The organism is Extensimonas soli, assembly GCF_029211265.1.
In the GTDB taxonomy this organism is placed as follows: domain Bacteria; phylum Pseudomonadota; class Gammaproteobacteria; order Burkholderiales; family Burkholderiaceae_C; genus Extensimonas; species Extensimonas soli.
Genome location: NZ_JARGEL010000013.1, coordinates 105490 through 123995, shown reverse-complemented (window position 1 = coordinate 123995; position 18506 = coordinate 105490). Strand labels below are relative to the sequence as shown.

Here is an 18506-nt window from a genome sequence, read left to right as displayed (position 1 = left end):
AAAAACCGGCCAAACCCAAGGCGCATCAAGCGCAAGCAGCTATCAAAAGTAGGCTGGGTTGCAACCCAGCCTACCAGGGACTCAGCCCTCGTCCCGTATCTGCCGCCCCGTGAGCTTGAGGAACAAGTCCTCCAGATTGGCCGGACGGTGCAGCGTGCGCAGCTGCGGCCAGGCTTCGAGCGCGTGCAGCAAGGGGCGCGCGTCGGCGGTATAGAAAAACACCGTCTCGCCGCTCGTCTCCACGCGCGCCGCGAGCGCGCGCAGCGCGGCGTCCTGCGCGAGTGCGAGCGCCCCCACGCCATAGACCTCGACCACCTCGCGCTCCAGGTGCTCGGCGATCAGCGCGCGCGGCGCGCCTTCGGCAATCTTGCGGCCGTGGTCGAGCACCAGCAGGCGCGTGCACAGGCGCTCGGCCTCGTCCATGAAGTGCGTGGTCAGCAGGATCGATTTGCCCTGCTGCAGCAACAACTGCAGGCGCTCCCACATCAGGTGGCGCGCCTGCGGGTCCAGCCCCGTCGTGGGCTCGTCGAGCAGGAGCAGGCGCGGATCGTTGACCAGCGCCCGCGCAAGCGACAGACGCCGCCGCATGCCGCCCGAGAGCTCCGCGGGCCGGGCCGCAGCCTTGCTGGCGAGCGCGGCAAATTCGAGCAGCTGCGGCACGCGCGCGTCCATCACGCCGCGCCCCAGGCCAAAGTAGCGCCCATAGATGCGCAGGTTCTCAGCGCAGCTGAAGTCGGGATCCAGCGTGTCGAACTGCGCCACCACGCCAAGCTGCGCCTTGATCGCGAGCGCGTCGCGCGGCATGTACAGCGGCGCCGCGCCCGGCTCGGCGGTAAAGCGCACACTGCCCGCGTCGGGCACGGCCTGGCCCAGGCACATGCGCAGTGTGGTGGTCTTGCCCGCGCCGTTCGGGCCGATGATGCCCAGGCATTCGCCCGCATCGATGTGAAACGACAGGTCATCGACAACGGCATGGTCGCCGTAGCTTTTGCGCAGGTGCTGGGCTTGGAACAGGGGAAAATCCATGGCCCGATTGTCTGCGAAGCGGCGCCCAGACGGCACCCATACAGCGCCCAGACGGCAACTTGCTCGCTCCTCCATGCGCAGCGCCACCTTTTTCAAGCAAACCCGCTCCCCATGCCAGAACCCATGCTCGAAATCCTGCTCCTGCTCGCCGCGGCCTGCACCGCCGGCGCCCTCAACGCGGTGGCCGGTGGCGGCAGCTTTTTGACGCTGCCGGCGCTGGTCTTCAGCGGCGTGCCGCCCGTGATGGCCAACGCCACCGGCACCGTGGCGCTGTTTCCCGGCTACATCGCGAGCGCCTGGGGTTTCCGTGAAGACCTGGCGCCGCCGCCGGGGCTCACGCTGCGCGCCGTCATGGGGCTGTCGCTCGTGGGCGGGGCGCTGGGCGCGCTCTTGCTGCTGGCCACGCCCGACGCCACCTTTCGCCGCGTCGTGCCCTGGCTGCTGCTCGCCGCGACGGCGCTGTTCGCGCTAGGAGCCTGTCGGACTTTGGGCGTCGATAGCGAGAATGCGCCCCAGCGAGGCCAGTTTTTGCCGGATTCGCCGCCCCATAGCGGGACTATGGGGCAAGAAGACGGTAAAAAATGGGCCGCTGCGGCACATTCGCAGCCGACGGCTCCAAAGTCCGACTGGCTCCTAGGCCCGCGTCTGCGCCCGGCTGCGCGGCCCGACGCGACGGCGCACGCCGTAACGCCCGCGGCACGCCTGCGCGCGCAGGCCGGCGTGCTCGCCGTGGCGGCGTATGGCGGCTACTTCAACGGCGGGCTGGGGATTTTGCTGCTCGCGCTGTTCGGCCTGCTCGGGCAGACGCGGCTGCATGCGGCCAACGGGCTCAAGAACCTGGTCTCGGCCCTGCTCACGGCGATTGCCGTGCTGATCTACGCGGCTGGCGGCCTCGTCGCCTGGCCGCAGGCACTGGCCATGATGCTCGCGGCCACGGCGGGCGGCTACGGCGGCGCGCGCCTGGCGCGGCGCATTCCCGCGCCCTGGCTGCGCGCCGGCATCGTGGCCACGGGGCTCGTGATGGCGGGGCTGTTTTTCTGGCGCGGCTGATCAGCCTTTGAGCGCCAAAGCACTCTTTCACCCCCCTTTCACCCCCCTTTCACCCCCCTTTCACCCCCCCTTTCACCCCCCCTTTCGCCGCACAAAGCACGCGCGGCGCAACGGCGGTATAAAACGTGCATGGCCCCACCCGACCACCCCGCCAGCCCAATCTCCGCCGAGCCACAGGGCACGGCGCCCGGCGCACCCGGCATCGCGCCCACCTGGAGCAGCAGCGACAAAGACCTGGTCGGCACGGCCGCCGAAGGTTCGCGCCTGTGGTTCACCTGCGGCCACGGCATCGTCAACGAGGTCTATGGCCCGCGCATAGACATCCCGCAAACGCGCGACCTGGGCTTCATCGTTGCCGACGGCGCGGGCTTCTGGGTCGAGGTCAAGCGCCTCACAGACCGCCAGCTGCGCCTGGTGCACAGCGGCGTGCCCGCGCCGATCATCGTGCACCGGCATCCGCGCTTCACGCTGCAATTGCGCATTTGCAGCGACGTGGAACGCGAGGTGCTGCTGATCGAAGTCGTGCTGAGCGGCGATGAAGACTTGCGCCCTTATGTGCTGCTGGCGCCGCACCTGGGCAGCACCGGCCAGCACAACCGCGCCGCAGTCGCGCGCCATGGCGGGCGGCGCGTGCTCTGGGCCGAGCAGGGGCCGTTCGGCCTCGCGCTGCTCGCCTGCGACGCCAACGGGCAGGACGCCTTCGCGCAGGCCAGCGCCGGCTACGTGGGCTACTCCGACGGCTGGCAGGACTTTGCGCGCCACGGCGCCATGACCTGGGCGTATGCCGAGGCCGGCCCCGGCAACGTGGCGCTCACGGGCGCGCTGCGCAGCCGGCATGCGGTGCTTGCGCTGGGCCTGGCCAGCAGCCCGGTGGCCGCGGCCACGCTTGCGGCGAGCGCGCTCGCGGCGCCGTTTGCCAAGCGCCTCGAAGCCTACGTGCGCGGCTGGCGCGACTGGCGCCGGCGCGGGCTGTCGCCGCACCGCAAGGCGCCGAGCGCGGCCGGCCTCACGTCCGCGGTGAAGCGCGAATTCGCCGTCTCGGCGCTGGTGCTGCGCAGCCACCTCGACCGCACCTACCCCGGCGCCGCCGTCGCGAGCCTGAGCATTCCGTGGGGCAGCAGCTCCGACTCGCCGGGCGGCTACCACCTGGTGTGGCCGCGCGACCTGGTCGAATGCGCGGGCGCGCTGCTCGCGCTCGGCGACCACCACGCCTGCCGCAACACCCTGGCCTACCTGATCGCCACGCAGCAGGCCGACGGCCGCTGGTACCAGAACCAGTGGCTGGGCGGGCGCGCGTACTGGGCCGGCATCCAGCTCGACGAAACCGCCCTGCCCGTGCTGCTTGCCGCGAGCCTGGCCGAGCGCGACGCGCTGCACGGCCTGCACGCCGCGCCCATGGCGGCCGCGGCGCTGCGCCATCTTGCGCTCAACGGCCCGAGCAGTCCGCAAGACCGCTGGGAGGAAAACGCCGGCCTCAACGCCTTCACGCTGGCCACGCTGATCGCCGCGCTCGTGGCGGGCAGCCGCTTCGTCGATGCCGCATCGGCGCGCGTGCTGCTCGCGCTGGCCGACTACTGGAACAGCCGCATCGAGGACTGGACCGCGGCCCGCGCCACGCCGCTCGCGCAGCGCCACGGCGTGGCCGCCTACTACACGCGCATCGCGCCGCCGCAGGTGCTCTGGCAAGGGCCGGCGGCGTTGCAGCAGGTGTTGCCGATCAAAAACCACCGCCACGACCCCGGCCAGCGCGCGGCCGAAACGGTGGGCGTGGACTTTCTGCAGCTGGTGCGCTTTGGCCTGCGTGCGCCCGACGATGCGCTGGTGCGCGACACGCTCATCCTTGCCGACGCGCTGCTGCGCCGCGATACGCCCAGCGGCCCAGTGTGGCGCCGCTACCTTGGCGACGGCTACGGCGAGCATGCCGACGGCAGTGCCCACGACGGCAGCGGCATCGGGCGCGGCTGGCCGCTGCTCACGGGCGAGCGCGGCCATTACGAACTCGCCGCCGGGCGCGATCCGCTGCCCTACCTCGAAGCCATGGCGCGCATGGCCAGCCCGCTGGGCCTGTTGCCCGAGCAGGTGTGGGACGAGCCGCAGCCCATCCCCGAGCGCTTTCTGTTCCCCGGCCGGCCCACGGGCGGCGCGATGCCGCTCGCCTGGGCGCATGCCGAGTTCATCAAGCTCGTGCTCTCGCGCCAGTTCGGCCGCGTGATCGACCAGCCGCCCGCCGTGGCCGCGCGCTACCAGGGCCGCCGCCCCGAAGCCGCGCTCGCGTGCTGGAGCGAGGCCGCGCCGATTACGCAGATCGCACGCGGCCAGGGGCTCCTGCTGCTGCTGCCGCGCCCCGCGCGCCTGCACTGGGGGCGCGACGGCTGGCAGGACGTGCGCGAGCAGGACAGCCGCGCGCTGCCCATAGGCCTGCACGTGCTGGAAGTCGAAGCCGCCGCCCTCACCCACGCCACGCACATCGACTTCACCTGGCGCTGGCACGAGGGCGGTGGCTGGCGCGGCGTGGACTATGCGGTGGAGGTGGGCTGAGCCTGGATTGTTCATGAAGACGCGGGATGATCTTTCCCCGTCATTGCGAGGGCCGAAGGCCCGCGGCAATCCATGGGGCCGTCGAAACAGCGCCTACGTGCGCAGCCAAGGACGGGACTGGATTGCCGCGCCCCTACGGGGCTCGCAATGACGGGTTTCTTTGCTGCAGCCAAAATGACCGCCAGCCGCCCGCGCAGGTGCCAAGCACCGCCTAACCATCTGTTTTGATAGCTGCCAGTGCTTGATGCGCCTTGGCTTTGGGCCGATTTAACCCAGATTGTTCGTTAGGACGCGGGATGGTGGCGAGGCGGCTGGCGTGGCAGTTTGGTCGCGGGTGAGAAGTCCATGGCCAGTGCCATGGACGCCGAAGCCGCGGCCAAAATGACCGGCAGACGTCCGCCAACGCCCGCGTAGGTGCGCAGCACCGCCTAATGGACAATCTGGGTTTAACCCAAAAATTGCGCGGTGCGCTCAGAACTGCTCATGCGGCAGCAGATAGCGCCACTGCCCGGGCGGCAGCGCGCCCAGGGTCACGCGCCCGATGCGGATGCGCTTGAGCCCGACGACGCGCAGGCCCACGAGCTCGCACATGCGGCGGATCTGGCGCTTCTTGCCCTCGGTGAGCACGAAGCGCAGCTGCTCGGGGTTTTGCCATTCGACGCGCGCGGGCTGCAGCGGCTGGCCGTCGAGCGCCAGGCCGTGGCGCAGGCGCGCGAGCTGCGCCGCAGGAAAGGCTGCCTGCACGTTGCTGCTCACCGCGCCGTACTGCACGCGCACGAGGTATTCCTTTTCCATGACCGAGTCTTCACCGATGATCTGCCGCGCCACGCGCCCGTCCTGCGTGAGCACGAGCAGGCCGACCGAGTCGCTGTCGAGCCGCCCCGCCGGCGCCAGCCCGCGCAGCTGCTGCGCATCAAAGCGTATGCGGCTCGGGTCTTCGCGCCAGTGGTTGCGCGGCTGGATCAGCGTCACGGCGGGCGTGTGCCCGTCTTCGGCCTGCCCGCTCACGTAGCCCATGGGCTTGTGCAGCAGGAACGTCACCAGCCGCTGCTGCTGGCCCTGCGCACGCGCATCCAGCTCGATGCGATCCTGCAGCCCCACCTGCTGCCCCACGGCGGCCACGCGGCCATTGACGCGCACCCAGCCCTGCGCGATCCACGCGTCGGCCTCGCGGCGCGAGCACAAACCGAGCTCGGCCATGCGCTTGTTCAGGCGCATGGTGGCATCGCCGCCCGCAGTGGGCCCGGGGCTTGGGGCAGGTTCAGACGCAGCCGCCGCCCTGGGCAGGCGCGCCGCAGGCGGGGCGGCCTTGGCAGATGCAGGCCGGCGCAGCACCGGGCGCACGGGATTCGCTTGATTCGCTGGATTCGCTTGATTCGCTGGATGTGCGGGGTTCGCAGCCGCTGCGGGCGGCTGCGCCGCGGGCGCTGCACCGGCACGCGGGGCCGAAGCTGCAGGTGACAACGAAGTGGGGCGTGAGGATGAGGAGGTGGAGGACGGCATGCAGCGTATTGTCCCGCGCCGGCCCGCTTCGCGCGCACGGTGTGCGGCTGCCAGCCGGTGGCCATCGTCGACAGGCCCAACCCAGCCGCGCTGCCGCAGCGCGGTCAGCACCTTGCTCCGAGCCCCGCTGCGCAAGGTATCGGGTGGAATTACGCATGCCTCGGCACGGCGTGCTGCAACGCGCAGCCGCAGGCTTGGGGTCGGGGAATGTTTGGGCAGTATAGACTTTCAACGATCTTCATCGACTTTGAACTGCACCACCGGAGCGCCAATGCCATGACTACCGAACCGTGGGTTACCGCCGTGGATGTCGCCCAGCACCTGGGCGTGGCCAAGGACAGCGTTTACCGCTGGCGCGAGCGCAAGGGGCTGCCCGCGCACCGGGTGGGGCGGCTGTGGAAATTCCAGCTTTCCGAGGTGGATGACTGGGTGCGCGCGGGCGGCGCGGATGAAGACAAAATGACCGATTCAACAAGGAACCAACCATGACCAGCATTCAACAACGCGCCGAACTGCAACGCCGAATCTGGCAAATCGCCAACGATGTGCGCGGGGCCGTCGATGGCTGGGACTTCAAGCAATACGTGCTCGGCACCCTGTTTTACCGCTTCATCAGCGAAAACTTTGCGGCCTACATCGAAGGCGGCGACGACAGCATCGATTACGCCAAGCTGAACGACATTGTCATCACCCCCGAAATCAAAGACGACGCCATCAAAACCAAGGGCTTTTTTCTGTACCCCAGCCAGCTGTTCGTCAACATTGCGGCCCAAGCCAACACCAACGAGCGCCTGAATACCGATCTGGCCAGCATCTTTGCCGCCATTGAAGCCTCCGCCAACGGCTACCCCTCCGAGCACGACATCAAAGGCCTGTTTGCCGACTTTGACACCACCAGCAACCGCCTGGGCAACACCGTCAAAGACAAAAACACCCGCCTGGCCGCCGTGCTCAAGGGCGTGGCAGAACTGGACTTTGGCGACTTCGATGCCAGCCATATCGACCTGTTTGGCGACGCTTACGAGTTCCTGATCTCCAACTACGCTGCCAATGCAGGCAAATCGGGCGGCGAATTCTTCACGCCGCAGCATGTGTCCAAGCTGATCGCCCAGCTGGCCATGCACCAGCAAACCAGCGTCAACAAGATTTACGACCCCGCCTGCGGCTCGGGCTCGCTGCTGCTGCAGGCCAAAAAACACTTTGACGCGCACACCATCGAAGAAGGCTTCTTCGGGCAAGAAATCAACCACACCACCTACAACCTGGCGCGGATGAACATGTTCTTGCACAACGTGAACTACGACAAGTTCAACATCCAGCTGGGCGACACCCTGATCGACCCGCACTTTGGCTACGACAAGCCGTTTGACGCCATCGTCTCCAACCCGCCGTACTCGGTAAGGTGGGTGGGCAGCGACGACCCCACCCTGATCAACGACGAACGCTTTGCCCCGGCGGGCGTGCTGGCTCCCAAATCCAAGGCCGACTTTGCCTTTGTGCTGCATGCGCTCAGCTACCTTTCCAGCAAAGGCCGCGCCGCCATCGTCTGCTTCCCCGGCATTTTTTACCGGGGCGGGGCCGAGCAGAAAATCCGCCAGTACCTGGTGGACAACAACTATGTAGAAAGCGTGATTGCGCTCGCGCCCAACCTGTTTTACGGCACCACCATCGCCGTGAATATTCTGGTGCTGGCCAAAAACAAAAAAGACACCACCACCCAGTTCATCGATGCCAGTGGCCTGTTCAAAAAAGAAACCAACAACAACGTGCTGCTGGACACGCACATCGAGCAAATCATGGCCGTGTTCGACAGCAAGGCCAATGTCGATCACTTTGCCCGCTCGGTCAGCCATGACCGCATTGCCGCCAACGACTACAACCTGTCGGTCAGCAGCTACGTCGAGGCCAAAGACACCCGCGAAGTGGTGGACATTGCAAAGCTCAATGCCGAGCTGAAAACCACCGTCGCCAAAATCGACCAGCTGCGCAAAGACATCGATGCCATCGTGGCCGAGATCGAGGGCGACAGCGAGGGAGTGGACGAAAGCGAGAGCGAGGGGTTGGAGGCATGAACGACCAGCCCATCACCCTCACGCCCACACCTGCCGGCTACGCCGACTGGCTGGCCGAACTGAAAACACGCATTCACAACGCCCAACAACGCGCCACGCTGGCAGTCAACCGCGAACTGGTGCTGCTGTACTGGCAGATGGGCCGCGACATTCTGGCGCGGCAGTCCCAACAAGGCTGGGGTGCCAAGGTCATTGAACGGCTGGCGCACGATCTGCACACTGCCTTCCCTGACATGAAAGGTTTTTCGCGTGCCAACCTGATGTATATGCGTGCGTTTGCCCAAGCGTGGCCTGATGCCGAAATTGTCCAACAGGCTGTTGGACAATTGCCTTGGGGGCATAACTTGGTACTGCTATCAAAGCTGAAAACGCAAGCAGAGCGCTGCTGGTACGCCGCCAAAGCCATCGAGCACAACTGGTCGCGCAACGTGCTGGCCATGCACATCGAAACCCGCTTGCACGAACGCAGCGGCACCGCCGTGACCAACTTTGCAGCCAGCCTGCCCAAACCCCAGTCAGACCTGGCGCTGGAATCCATCAAAGACCCGTACCGCTTTGACTTTTTGGGGCTGACCAACGAGGCGCAAGAGCGCGAAGTGGAACATGCCCTCGTCAAGCACGTCACCGAATTTTTGCTGGAGCTGGGCGCGGGCTTTGCCTTTGTGGGGCGGCAGGTGCTGCTGGATGTGGGCGGCGATGAATTCTTCATCGACCTGCTTTTCTATCACCTCAAACTGCGCTGCTATGTGGTGATTGAGCTCAAGGCGGGCAAGTTCAAACCCGAGCATTTGGGGCAATTGGGCTTTTACCTCACCGCCGTGGACCGCCAAGTGAAAACCGAGCACGACAAGCCCACCATTGGCTTGCTGCTGTGCAAAAGCAAAAACAAGGTGGTGGCCGAATATGCCTTGGGCGACACAACCCAGCCCATGGGCATTGCCGAATACAAATTGCTGGAATCGCTGCCTGCTGAACTGCAAACCAGCCTGCCCAGCATTGAACAAATTGAGCGAGAGCTGGAAGGGGGTGAGGCATGAGCGGCGCGCGTTTTTTGGAAAAGCTGTTGGATGGCGTTGATGTGGAGTGGCGGGCGCTGGGGACCCTTGGCGAACTGGTTCGTGGCAACGGCTTGCAAAAGAAAGACTTCACTGAAGCAGGTGTGCCCGCCATCCACTACGGCCAGATATATACCTATTACGGCCTGTCCACGACTGAAACAAAATCCTTTGTTTCACCTGAGCTGGCTAGGCAACTTAAGAAGGTAAACAAGGGCGATGTCGTAATCACAAACACAAGTGAAAACCTTGAAGATGTAGGCAAGGCGCTGGTTTATCTTGGCGAACCGCAAGCAGTCACGGGTGGGCATGCAACAATATTGAAACCCGGAGAGCTTCTGCTGGGGAAATACTTCGCATATTTCACTCAAACAAACGAATTTGCGTCTGAAAAAAGAAAATATGCAAAGGGTGCAAAAGTGGTTGATGTGTCTGCCACAGATATGGCGAAAATCTCAATCCCCATCCCCTGCCCAGAAAACCCCAAAAAATCGCTTGAAATCCAGGCCGAAATCGTCCGCATACTGGACACCTTCACCGAGCTGACCGCCGAGCTGACCGCCGAGCTGACCGCCGAGCTGACCGCCCGCAAGAAACAATACAACTACTATCGCGACCAGTTGTTGAGTTTTGAAGAAGGTGAAGTGGAATGGAAGACGCTAGCGGAAGTGGTAACCTTGAGGCGTGGCCGCGTTATGTCGAAAGGCTATCTTGCGGAGAATGCAGGCCCCTTTCCAGTATTCAGCTCACAAACCGCCAATAACGGCATGATTGGAAAAATTGAAACGTTTGATTTCGATGGGGAATTCATTAGCTGGACGACTGATGGCGCCAATGCCGGAACCGTTTTTCATCGGACGGGAAAGTTTTCCATTACCAATGTGTGTGGCCTGATAAAAATAAACGATGAATCGAAGTTGAACTATAAGTTCTTGTACTACTGGCTATCAATTGAAGCGCAAAAGTATGTTTACTCAGGTATGGGCAACCCAAAACTGATGAGTCATCAGGTTGAGAAAATCCCTGTCCCCATCCCTTACCCGGAGTCTCCAGCTAAGTCTCTTGATAAGCAAAAACGTATCGTTTCGATTCTTGACAAGCTCGAAGCGCTAGCATTTTCCATCAGCGAAGGCTTGCCGCGTGAAATCGAGCTGCGCCAGAAGCAATACGCGTATTACCGCGATCTGCTGCTGAGCTTCCCCAAGCCGGAAGTCACCGCGTCCACTGCCACATAAGGATGCTGCCATGTCCAAGCACCATCTCACGCTACGCGACCAAACTACCGAATTCCTGCTCTACACCGCACCCAATGGCGCGATCAAGGTGGAGGTGCTGCTGAGTGGTGAAACCCTGTGGCTTACCCAGAAACGCATGGCCGAGCTGTTTGGCGTGGGCATTCCGACCATTTCCAAGCACCTTGAAAACATTTATGAATCAGGTGAATTGCAGCGCGAGGCAACTCTTTCCATTTTGGAAACAGTTCAACAGGAGGGAGGGCGTCAGGTTGCACGCAAGCTGGAGTATTACAACCTGGATGCCGTGATTTCGGTCGGTTACCGGGTGAACTCAGCGCAGGCCACCCAGTTCCGCATTTGGTCCACCCAGTTGATCAAGGAATACATCATCAAAGGCTTTGCCATGGATGATGAGCGCCTGAAAAACGGCCGTTTCTTTGGAAAAGACTACTTTCGTGAGCTGCTGGAGCGGGTGCGCTCCATCCGCGCCAGTGAGCGGCGCATTTACCAGCAGATTACGGATATTTTTGCCGAGTGCAGTATCGATTACGACCCGAAGTCCGAAACCGCGCGCCTGTTTTACGCCCATGTGCAGGACAAGTTTCATTTTGCGATTACGGGCCACACGGCAGCCGAGATCATTTCGCTGAAGGCCGACGCCAGCAAGCCCCTGATGGGCATGAGCACTTATAAAAACGCACCGGATGGCCGGGTGTTGAAATCCGATTCGCTGGTGGCGAAAAATTATTTGAGCGAAGATGAAATACGGAAATTGGAGCGGGCAGTGACCGCTTTTTTCGATTACATCGAGGGCATCATCGAGCGGCGAAACACCTTCACGATGGAGAGCTTTGCCGAGAGCGTCAACAAATTCCTGGCCTTCAATGAATACCGGATTCTGGAAGGCTACGGCAAGGTAACCCGCCAACAGGCGGAACAAAAAGCTTTCGCTGAATATGAAAAGTTCAACAAACAGCAACGCATTGAGTCTGATTTTGACCGGGAAGTGAAGAAGCTGCTGCAAAAGGGAGCGGACAAGAATGAGTGACTACAAGACCATTGCCGAGTCGAAGAACTTTATCGTTCTCGATCAATACACCCAGGAGTGGAAAGTTGCAGAAAGCTACCAGAGCGAATACGACCTGGAGCGCGAGCTTATTCAGGATTTGAAAAACCAGGGTTATGAATACCTGCCCGGCCTGAACACGCCCGAAGCCTTGCTGGCCAATGTGCGCGTGCAGCTGCAGGCGCTCAACAACGTGCAGTTTGCCGACGGAGAATGGCTGCGCTTTGTCGAAACCTGGCTGGACAAGCCCAGCGACGGCATTGTCGAGAAAACCCGCAAGATTCACGACGACTATATCCACGACTTTGTCTTCGACGACGGGCGCATTCAGAATATCTACCTGCTGGACAAGAAGAACATCGCGCGCAACAAGGTGCAGGTGATCCAGCAGTTTGAGCAGACCGGCAGCCACGCCAATCGCTATGACGTGACGATTTTGGTCAATGGCCTGCCGCTGGTGCAGGTGGAATTGAAAAAGCGCGGGGTGGCGATTCGTGAAGCCTTTAACCAGGTGCACCGCTACAGCAAAGAGAGCTTCAACAGCGCGCATTCCTTGTTCAAGTATTTGCAGCTGTTCGTCATCTCCAATGGCACCGACAGCCGTTACTTTGCCAACACCACGCAGCGCGACAAAAACAGCTTCGACTTCACCATGAACTGGGCGAAGGCGGACAACAGCCTGATCAAAGACCTGAAGGACTTCACGGCCACCTTCTTCCAGAAGCACACCCTGCTCAATGTGCTGCTGCACTACGCGGTGTTTGATGCCAGCAACACGCTGCTGGTCATGCGCCCCTACCAGATTGCAGCCACGGAGCGCATTCTGTGGAAGATCAACAGCAGCCATCAGGCAAAAAACTGGAGCAATACGGAAAGCGGCGGCTTCATCTGGCACACCACCGGCTCAGGCAAGACCCTGACCAGCTTCAAGGCGGCGCGGCTTGCTACCGAAATGGAATTCATCGACAAGGTGTTTTTCGTGGTGGACCGCAAGGATCTGGACTACCAGACCATGAAGGAATACCAGCGCTTTTCACCGGACAGCGTGAACGGCTCGGACAGCACAGCGGGCCTGAAGCGCAATCTGGAGAAGGACGACAACAAGATCGTCGTCACCACCATCCAGAAGCTCAACAATCTGATGAAGAGCGAGGCGGACTTGCCGATTTACGGCAAGCAGGTGGTCTTCATTTTTGATGAGTGCCACCGCAGCCAGTTTGGCGAGGCACAGAAGAATCTGCAAAAGAGGTTCAAAAAGTTCTGTCAGTTTGGCTTTACCGGCACGCCGATCTTCCCGGAAAACGCCTTGGGCGCAGAAACCACGGCCAGCGTGTTTGGGCGCGAGCTGCATTCGTATGTGATTACCGATGCCATTCGTGACGAAAAGGTGCTGAAGTTCAAGGTGGATTACAACGATGTGCGCCCGCAGTTCAAGGCCATCGAAACCGAACAAGACGAGAAGAAGCTGAGCGCGGCAGAAAACAAGCAAGCCCTGCTGCACCCCGACCGCATCCGCGAGATCACCCAATACATCCTGAACAACTTCCGGCAGAAAACCCACCGCCTGCACGCGGGCAACAAGGGCTTCAACGCGATGTTTGCAGTCAGCAGCGTGGATGCTGCCAAGTTGTATTACGAGTCTTTTAAGGCATTGCAGAAGGACAGCGACAAGCCCCTGAAAGTGGCCACCATTTTCTCGTTTGCTGCCAACGAGGAGCAGGATGCCATCGGCGATATTCAGGACGAAAGTTTTGATGTGTCTGCCATGAACAGCAGCGCCAAGGAGTTCTTGAGCGCGGCCATTGCGGATTACAACGCGCTGTTCAAAACCAATTTCAGCGTGGACAGCAATGGCTTTCAGAACTACTACCGTGATCTGGCCAAGCAGGTCAAAGCCCAGCACATCGACCTGCTGATCGTGGTGGGCATGTTTCTGACGGGCTTTGATGCGCCCACGCTGAACACGCTGTTTGTGGACAAGAACCTGCGCTACCACGGTCTGATGCAGGCCTACTCGCGCACCAACCGCATTTTTGACGCCACCAAAACCTTCGGCAACATCGTCACCTTCCGCGATCTGGAGCAGGCAACCATAGCCGCCATCACTCTGTTCGGTGACAAGAACACCAAGAATGTGGTGCTGGAGAAAAGCTACAAGGAGTACATGGAAGGCTTTACCGATGCGGCCACCGGTGAGGCGCGGCGGGGTTTTGTGGAGGTGGTGAAGGAACTGGAAGCACGCTTCCCTAACCCCGCCGCCATTGAAAAGGAGGCAGACAAAAAGGCCTTTGCCAAACTGTTTGGCGAGTATTTGCGCATCGAGAACGTGCTGCAAAACTATGACGAGTTCGCCAGCCTGAAAGAATTGCAAGGCGTGGACGTGAACGACCCGGCGGCGATGGATGCTTTCAAGGCCAAGCACTATCTGACCGATGAGGACGTGACCGCACTGCAAGCCATCACGCTCCCCGCGGAGCGAAAAATCCAGGATTACCGCTCCACCTACAACGATGTGCGCGACTGGCTGCGCCAGGAAAAATCATCCGCCCAGAAGGACAAGTCCACCATCGACTGGGACGACGTGGTGTTTGAGGTGGATCTGCTCAAGTCACAGGAAATCAATCTGGATTACATCCTGGAGCTGCTCTTCGAGCGCCACAGGAAGATCAAGAGCAAGTCAGACCTTGTGAATGAGGTGCGCCGCGTGATTCGCGCCAGCCTGGGCAACCGCGCCAAAGAGAGCTTGCTGGTGGACTTCATCCATCAGACCGATCTGGACCCGCTGGGCGACAAGGCCAGTGTGATCGAGGCCTTTTTTACCTTTGCCCAGGCAGAACAACAGCGCGAAGCGCAAGCGTTGATCACCGCCGAGAACCTGAATGCAGAGGCCGCCAGGCGCTACATCAGCACCTCGCTCAAGCGGGAATTTGCCAGTGACAGTGGCACCGAGCTCAATGCCGTTCTGCCCAAGATGAGTCCGCTGCATCCGCAATACCTGACCAAAAAGCAAAGCGTGTTCCAGAAAATCGCGGCTTTTGTGGAGAAGTTCAAAGGTGTGGGCGGGCAGGTTTGAGAGGCTTGAACCCAGCCTATCTCCTACTCGCCGCCCGCTCAATGCCCGCCCAGCGCCCCGCTGCGCAGCGCCTCCAGGTCGAGCACGCGCACGCCGCCGTATTCGACGCGGATCACGCCCTGCGCCTGCAGCGTGGCGAGCGCCTCGTTGACGCGCTGGCGCGACAGGCCGACGAGGTAGGCGAGCTCCTGCTGCGTGGTGCGCAGCACCTCGCCCACGCCGGGGTAGAGCACGGGGTTGAACAAAATGGCGAGGCTGCGCGCCAGGCGCAGTTCGGGGTTGCTGATGCGGTCGATCTCGCGCGCGGCGATGAACTGGCCCAGGCGCTCGTTGAGCTGGTTCATGACGAAGCGGTTGAAGCCTATCGAATGGTCGAGCAGCCAGTGGAAGGTATCGACCGGCAGGCCCGCGACCAGGCTGGTGCGCAGCGCCTGCACGTTGTAGCGGTAGGGCTCGCGCTTGATCGCCGTGCCCTCGCCGAACCAGCCGCCCGGCGGCAGGCCGGTGAAGGTCATGGTCTGGCCCTGCGGCGTGTCGCTGCTCATCTTGAGCAGGCCCGAGAGCACGCCGAACCAGTAGGTCGCAGGCCGGCCGACGCGGCACACGTGGTCGCCCGCGCGCGCCTGCACCACGCGCAGCGCCGCGGCGGCACGCGCGCGCTCGCCGGGCTCGATCCGGGCGAGCCAGGGGATGGTGTGCAGCTCCGCCTCGGTGAGCGGGCGGCGGCGCTGGTGCAGGGAAGGATCGGGGGGCATGGTGGACTGAAACGGGTTTTCCAGGAGCTCCAGGAGCGCTAGCAGCCTGTCGGACTTTGGAATCGTCGGCTGCGAATGCGCCGCAGCGGCCCATTTTTTACCGTCTTCTTGCCCCATAGCACCACTATGGGGCGGCGAATCCGGCAAAAACTGGCCTCGCTGGGGCCCATTCTCGCTATCGACGCCCAAAGTCCGACAGGCTGCTAGGGCGCGCAAAGCAGCGCCCCTCTCAGTGATTTCCCTTAGATTGTCGTCACAAAGACAATATGACGTCAAAGCTTGCCCTAGCATGCGCACACCGTTACAAGGCGGGTCTGCCATGCGCCGGCCCGACTTCTGGAATTTTCAGGAAGCTGCATGCTCACCACCTTTCCCCAACTGCTGCTGCGCCACGCGGCCGAGCGCCCCCAGGCCGCGGCCATGCGCGAGAAGGAATACGGCATCTGGCAGACCACCAGCTGGGCCGAGTTCGCGCAGCAGGTCGAACACCTCGCCGCAGGGCTGCACCAGGCCGGGCTGCAGCGCCACGAGCATCTGGTCGTGATCGGCGACAACCGCCCGCGCCTGTATGCGGCGATGCTCGCGGCGCAGGCGCTGGGGGCGATTCCGGTGCCGCTGTACCAGGACGCGGTCGCGGCCGAATGCGTGTTTCCGCTCAACAACGCCGAAGTGCGCTTTTGCGTGCTCGAAAACCAGGAGCAAGTGGACAAGCTGCTCGAAATCCGCGCGCAGTGCCCCACGATCGCGCAGCTTTACTACGACGACCCGCGCGGCCTGCGCAACTACGATGCGCTGGGCCTGCAGCCGCTTGCCGCCCTGATGGCCGCGGGCCAGGCGTTCGTAGCGCAGCAGCCCGAGTGGTTTCGCACCGTGGTGGCGCAAGGCCGGCCCGAGGACGTGGCGGCGATGTTCTTCACCTCGGGCACCACGGGCAACCCCAAAGGCGTGGTGCACACCTACGCCGCGCTGCTCGACCGCGCGCGGGCCGGCGCCGAATTCGACCGCCTGGGCAACGCCGAAGAGGTGCTGGCCTACCTGCCGCCGGCCTGGATCGGGCAAAACATCTTCAGCTACGCGCAGTGGCTCGCGTGCGGCTACGTGGTGAACTGCCCGGAGTCGGCCAGCACCGTGTCCATAGACCTCAAGGAAGTCGGGCCTACGTACTACTTCGCGCCGCCGCGCGTCTTCGAGGGCATGCTCACCAGCGTGATGATCCGCATGGAAGACGCCAGTGCCCTCAAGCGCAAGATGTTCGACGCCTGCATGAACGTGGCGCGCCGCGTGGGCCCCGCGCTCATGGACGGGCAGCCCGTGGGGCTGCTCGCGCGGCTGCAGTACGCGCTCGGCAACCTGCTGGTTTATGGGCCGCTGCGCAACAACCTGGGCTTTTCGCGCGTGCGCGTGGCCTACACCGCGGGCGAGGCCATCGGGCCCGACCTGTTCAACTTTTACCGCGCCATAGGCATCAACCTCAAGCAGCTCTACGGCTCGACCGAAACCGCGGTGTTCGTGTGTCTGCAGCCCGACCACGAAGCGCGCGCCGACACCGTGGGCGTGCCCGTGCACGGCGTGCAGATCCGCGTGGCCGACGATGGCGAAGTCCTCGTCCAGTCGCCCGGCCTGCTCAAGGAATACTACAAAAACCCGCAGGCCACGGCCGAGGTGCTCACACCCGACGGCTGGTATCACACGAGCGACGCGGGCTTCATCGACGCGCACGGCCACCTCAAGATCATCGACCGCGTGAAGGACGTGGGGCGCCTGCGCGGCGGCGCGCACGACGGCGCCATGTTTGCGCCCAAGTACGTGGAGAACAAGCTCAAGTTCTTCCCCTACATCAAGGAGGCCGTGGCGCTGGGCGACGGGCGCGACAAGGTCTGCGCCATGATCAACATCGACTTCGACGCCGTGGGCAACTGGGCCGAGCGCCGCAACCTGCCCTACGCGGGCTACACCGACCTCGCGCAAAAGCCCGAGGTGTATGCGCTGATCCAGGACTGCGTGGAAAAGGTCAACGCCGACCTCGCTGAAGACCAGCTGCTCGCGGGCAGCCAGATCAGCCGCTTTCTGGTGCTGCACAAGGAGCTCGACGCCGACGACGGCGAGCTCACGCGCACGAACAAGGTGCGCCGCGGCTTCATCGCCGACAAATACCGCGTGCTCGTCGATGCGCTGTACGGCGGCCGGGCCGAGCAATTCATCGAGACGCAGGTCAAGTTCGAGGACGGCCGCACGGGCAGCGTCAGCGCCACGCTCAAGATTGTGGACGCCAAGACCTTCGCCCCCGTGCAGGCCGCGGCCTGAGCTTGCCCACATGCCCTGCCCAAGTCCAGGAAGCCCCATGAGCAAAAAGAAGATCGGCGAAGTCATCCTCGACGTGCGCAACATCAGCCTGCGCTTTGGCGGCGTGAACGCGCTCACCGACATCAGTTTCAACGTGCGCGAGCACGAAATCCGCGCCATCATCGGCCCCAACGGCGCGGGCAAGTCGTCGATGCTCAACTGCATCAACGGCGTCTATACGCCCTCCGAAGGCTCGATCACCTTCCGCGGCCAGACTTTCAGCCACATGAACAGCCGCCAGGTGGCCGAGATGGGCGTGGCGCGCACCTTTCAGAACCTGGCGCTGTTCAAGGGCATGAGCGTGATCGACAACCTCATGGCCGGGCGCAACCTCAAAATCAAGAGCAACCTGTTCCTGCAGGCTTTGCGCATAGGCCCGGCGGCGCGCGAAGAAGTGCAGCACCGCGCATTCGTCGAGCGCATCATCGACTTCCTCGAAATCCAGGCGCACCGCAAGACGCCCGTGGGCCAGCTGCCCTACGGCCTGCAAAAGCGCGTGGATTTGGGGCGCGCGCTTGCCATGGAGCCGCAGGTGCTGCTGCTCGACGAGCCCATGGCCGGCATGAACGTCGAGGAAAAGCAGGACATGTGCCGCTTCATCCTCGACGTGAACGACGAATTCGGCACCACCATCGTGCTCATCGAGCACGACATGGGCGTGGTGATGGACATCTCCGACCGCGTGGTGGTGCTCGACTACGGCAAAAAGATCGGCGACGGCACGCCCGACGAGGTGCGCCAGAGCGAAGAAGTGATACGTGCCTACCTTGGCACCGGGCACTGATGGGAG

At 62.7% G+C, this 18506-nt stretch carries 13 protein-coding genes; 10 read left to right on the top strand and 3 right to left on the bottom strand.

Annotated elements, in window-relative coordinates:
* Window positions 1–81 precede the first annotated feature (81 nt).
* On the bottom strand, window positions 82–1026 hold the full coding sequence (locus tag PYV55_RS04710) for an ATP-binding cassette domain-containing protein (protein ID WP_275849533.1): 945 nt from the start codon (window positions 1024–1026) through the stop codon (window positions 82–84).
* A 123-nt stretch (window positions 1027–1149) separates the two neighbouring features.
* Here PYV55_RS04710 and PYV55_RS04705 point away from each other — a divergent pair, with 123 nt between their 5' ends.
* Both PYV55_RS04705 and PYV55_RS04700 read left to right on the top strand, forming a co-directional pair.
* Window positions 1150–2076: a sulfite exporter TauE/SafE family protein gene (locus PYV55_RS04705; protein ID WP_275849874.1), complete on the top strand. Its 927-nt coding sequence runs from the start codon at window positions 1150–1152 to the stop codon at window positions 2074–2076.
* Between the two features lie 129 nt (window positions 2077–2205).
* Complete coding sequence (locus PYV55_RS04700) at window positions 2206–4614, top strand: glycoside hydrolase family 15 protein (RefSeq protein ID WP_275849532.1); 2409 nt, start codon at window positions 2206–2208, stop codon at window positions 4612–4614.
* Window positions 4615–5085: 471 nt separating this feature from the next.
* On the opposite strand, the gene PYV55_RS04695 is transcribed toward PYV55_RS04700, so the two are convergent.
* Window positions 5086–5832: a pseudouridine synthase gene (locus PYV55_RS04695; RefSeq protein WP_275849873.1), complete on the bottom strand. Its 747-nt coding sequence runs from the start codon at window positions 5830–5832 to the stop codon at window positions 5086–5088.
* A gap of 561 nt (window positions 5833–6393) precedes the next feature.
* Here PYV55_RS04695 and PYV55_RS04690 point away from each other — a divergent pair.
* The 6 genes from PYV55_RS04690 to PYV55_RS04665 are packed head-to-tail and all read left to right on the top strand — an operon-like array spanning window position 6394 to window position 14618.
* Complete coding sequence (locus PYV55_RS04690) at window positions 6394–6606, top strand: helix-turn-helix domain-containing protein (RefSeq protein ID WP_275849872.1); 213 nt, start codon at window positions 6394–6396, stop codon at window positions 6604–6606.
* Window positions 6603–8189: a type I restriction-modification system subunit M gene (locus PYV55_RS04685; protein ID WP_275849531.1), complete on the top strand. Its 1587-nt coding sequence runs from the start codon at window positions 6603–6605 to the stop codon at window positions 8187–8189. Before PYV55_RS04690 ends, PYV55_RS04685 begins: the two co-directional genes overlap by 4 nt.
* Window positions 8186–9226 (top strand): PDDEXK nuclease domain-containing protein, encoded by a 1041-nt coding sequence (locus tag PYV55_RS04680; protein ID WP_275849530.1) that lies wholly within the window; start codon window positions 8186–8188, stop codon window positions 9224–9226. Before PYV55_RS04685 ends, PYV55_RS04680 begins: the two co-directional genes overlap by 4 nt.
* A complete protein-coding gene (locus PYV55_RS04675; RefSeq protein WP_275849529.1) occupies window positions 9223–10479 on the top strand; it encodes a restriction endonuclease subunit S in 1257 nt (418 codons plus the stop codon). Before PYV55_RS04680 ends, PYV55_RS04675 begins: the two co-directional genes overlap by 4 nt.
* Window positions 10480–10489: 10 nt before the next feature.
* Window positions 10490–11527 (top strand): virulence RhuM family protein, encoded by a 1038-nt coding sequence (locus PYV55_RS04670; RefSeq protein ID WP_275849528.1) that lies wholly within the window; start codon window positions 10490–10492, stop codon window positions 11525–11527.
* Window positions 11520–14618, top strand: a complete 3099-nt coding sequence (locus PYV55_RS04665; protein ID WP_275849527.1) for an HsdR family type I site-specific deoxyribonuclease — start codon at window positions 11520–11522, stop codon at window positions 14616–14618. Before PYV55_RS04670 ends, PYV55_RS04665 begins: the two co-directional genes overlap by 8 nt.
* Window positions 14619–14656: 38 nt before the next feature.
* Here PYV55_RS04665 and PYV55_RS04660 read toward each other — a convergent pair whose 3' ends face one another.
* Entirely contained in the window at window positions 14657–15373 is a 717-nt protein-coding gene (locus PYV55_RS04660) for a Crp/Fnr family transcriptional regulator (RefSeq protein WP_275849871.1), read from the bottom strand.
* Window positions 15374–15730: 357 nt separating this feature from the next.
* Between PYV55_RS04660 and PYV55_RS04655 the strand changes: the two genes are divergently transcribed.
* Both PYV55_RS04655 and PYV55_RS04650 read left to right on the top strand, forming a co-directional pair.
* Window positions 15731–17677, top strand: coding sequence for an AMP-dependent synthetase/ligase (locus PYV55_RS04655; RefSeq protein WP_275849526.1), 1947 nt, complete (start codon window positions 15731–15733; stop codon window positions 17675–17677).
* A 37-nt stretch (window positions 17678–17714) separates the two neighbouring features.
* Window positions 17715–18500, top strand: coding sequence for an ABC transporter ATP-binding protein (locus PYV55_RS04650; RefSeq protein ID WP_275849525.1), 786 nt, complete (start codon window positions 17715–17717; stop codon window positions 18498–18500).
* Window positions 18501–18506: the final 6 nt, after the last annotated feature.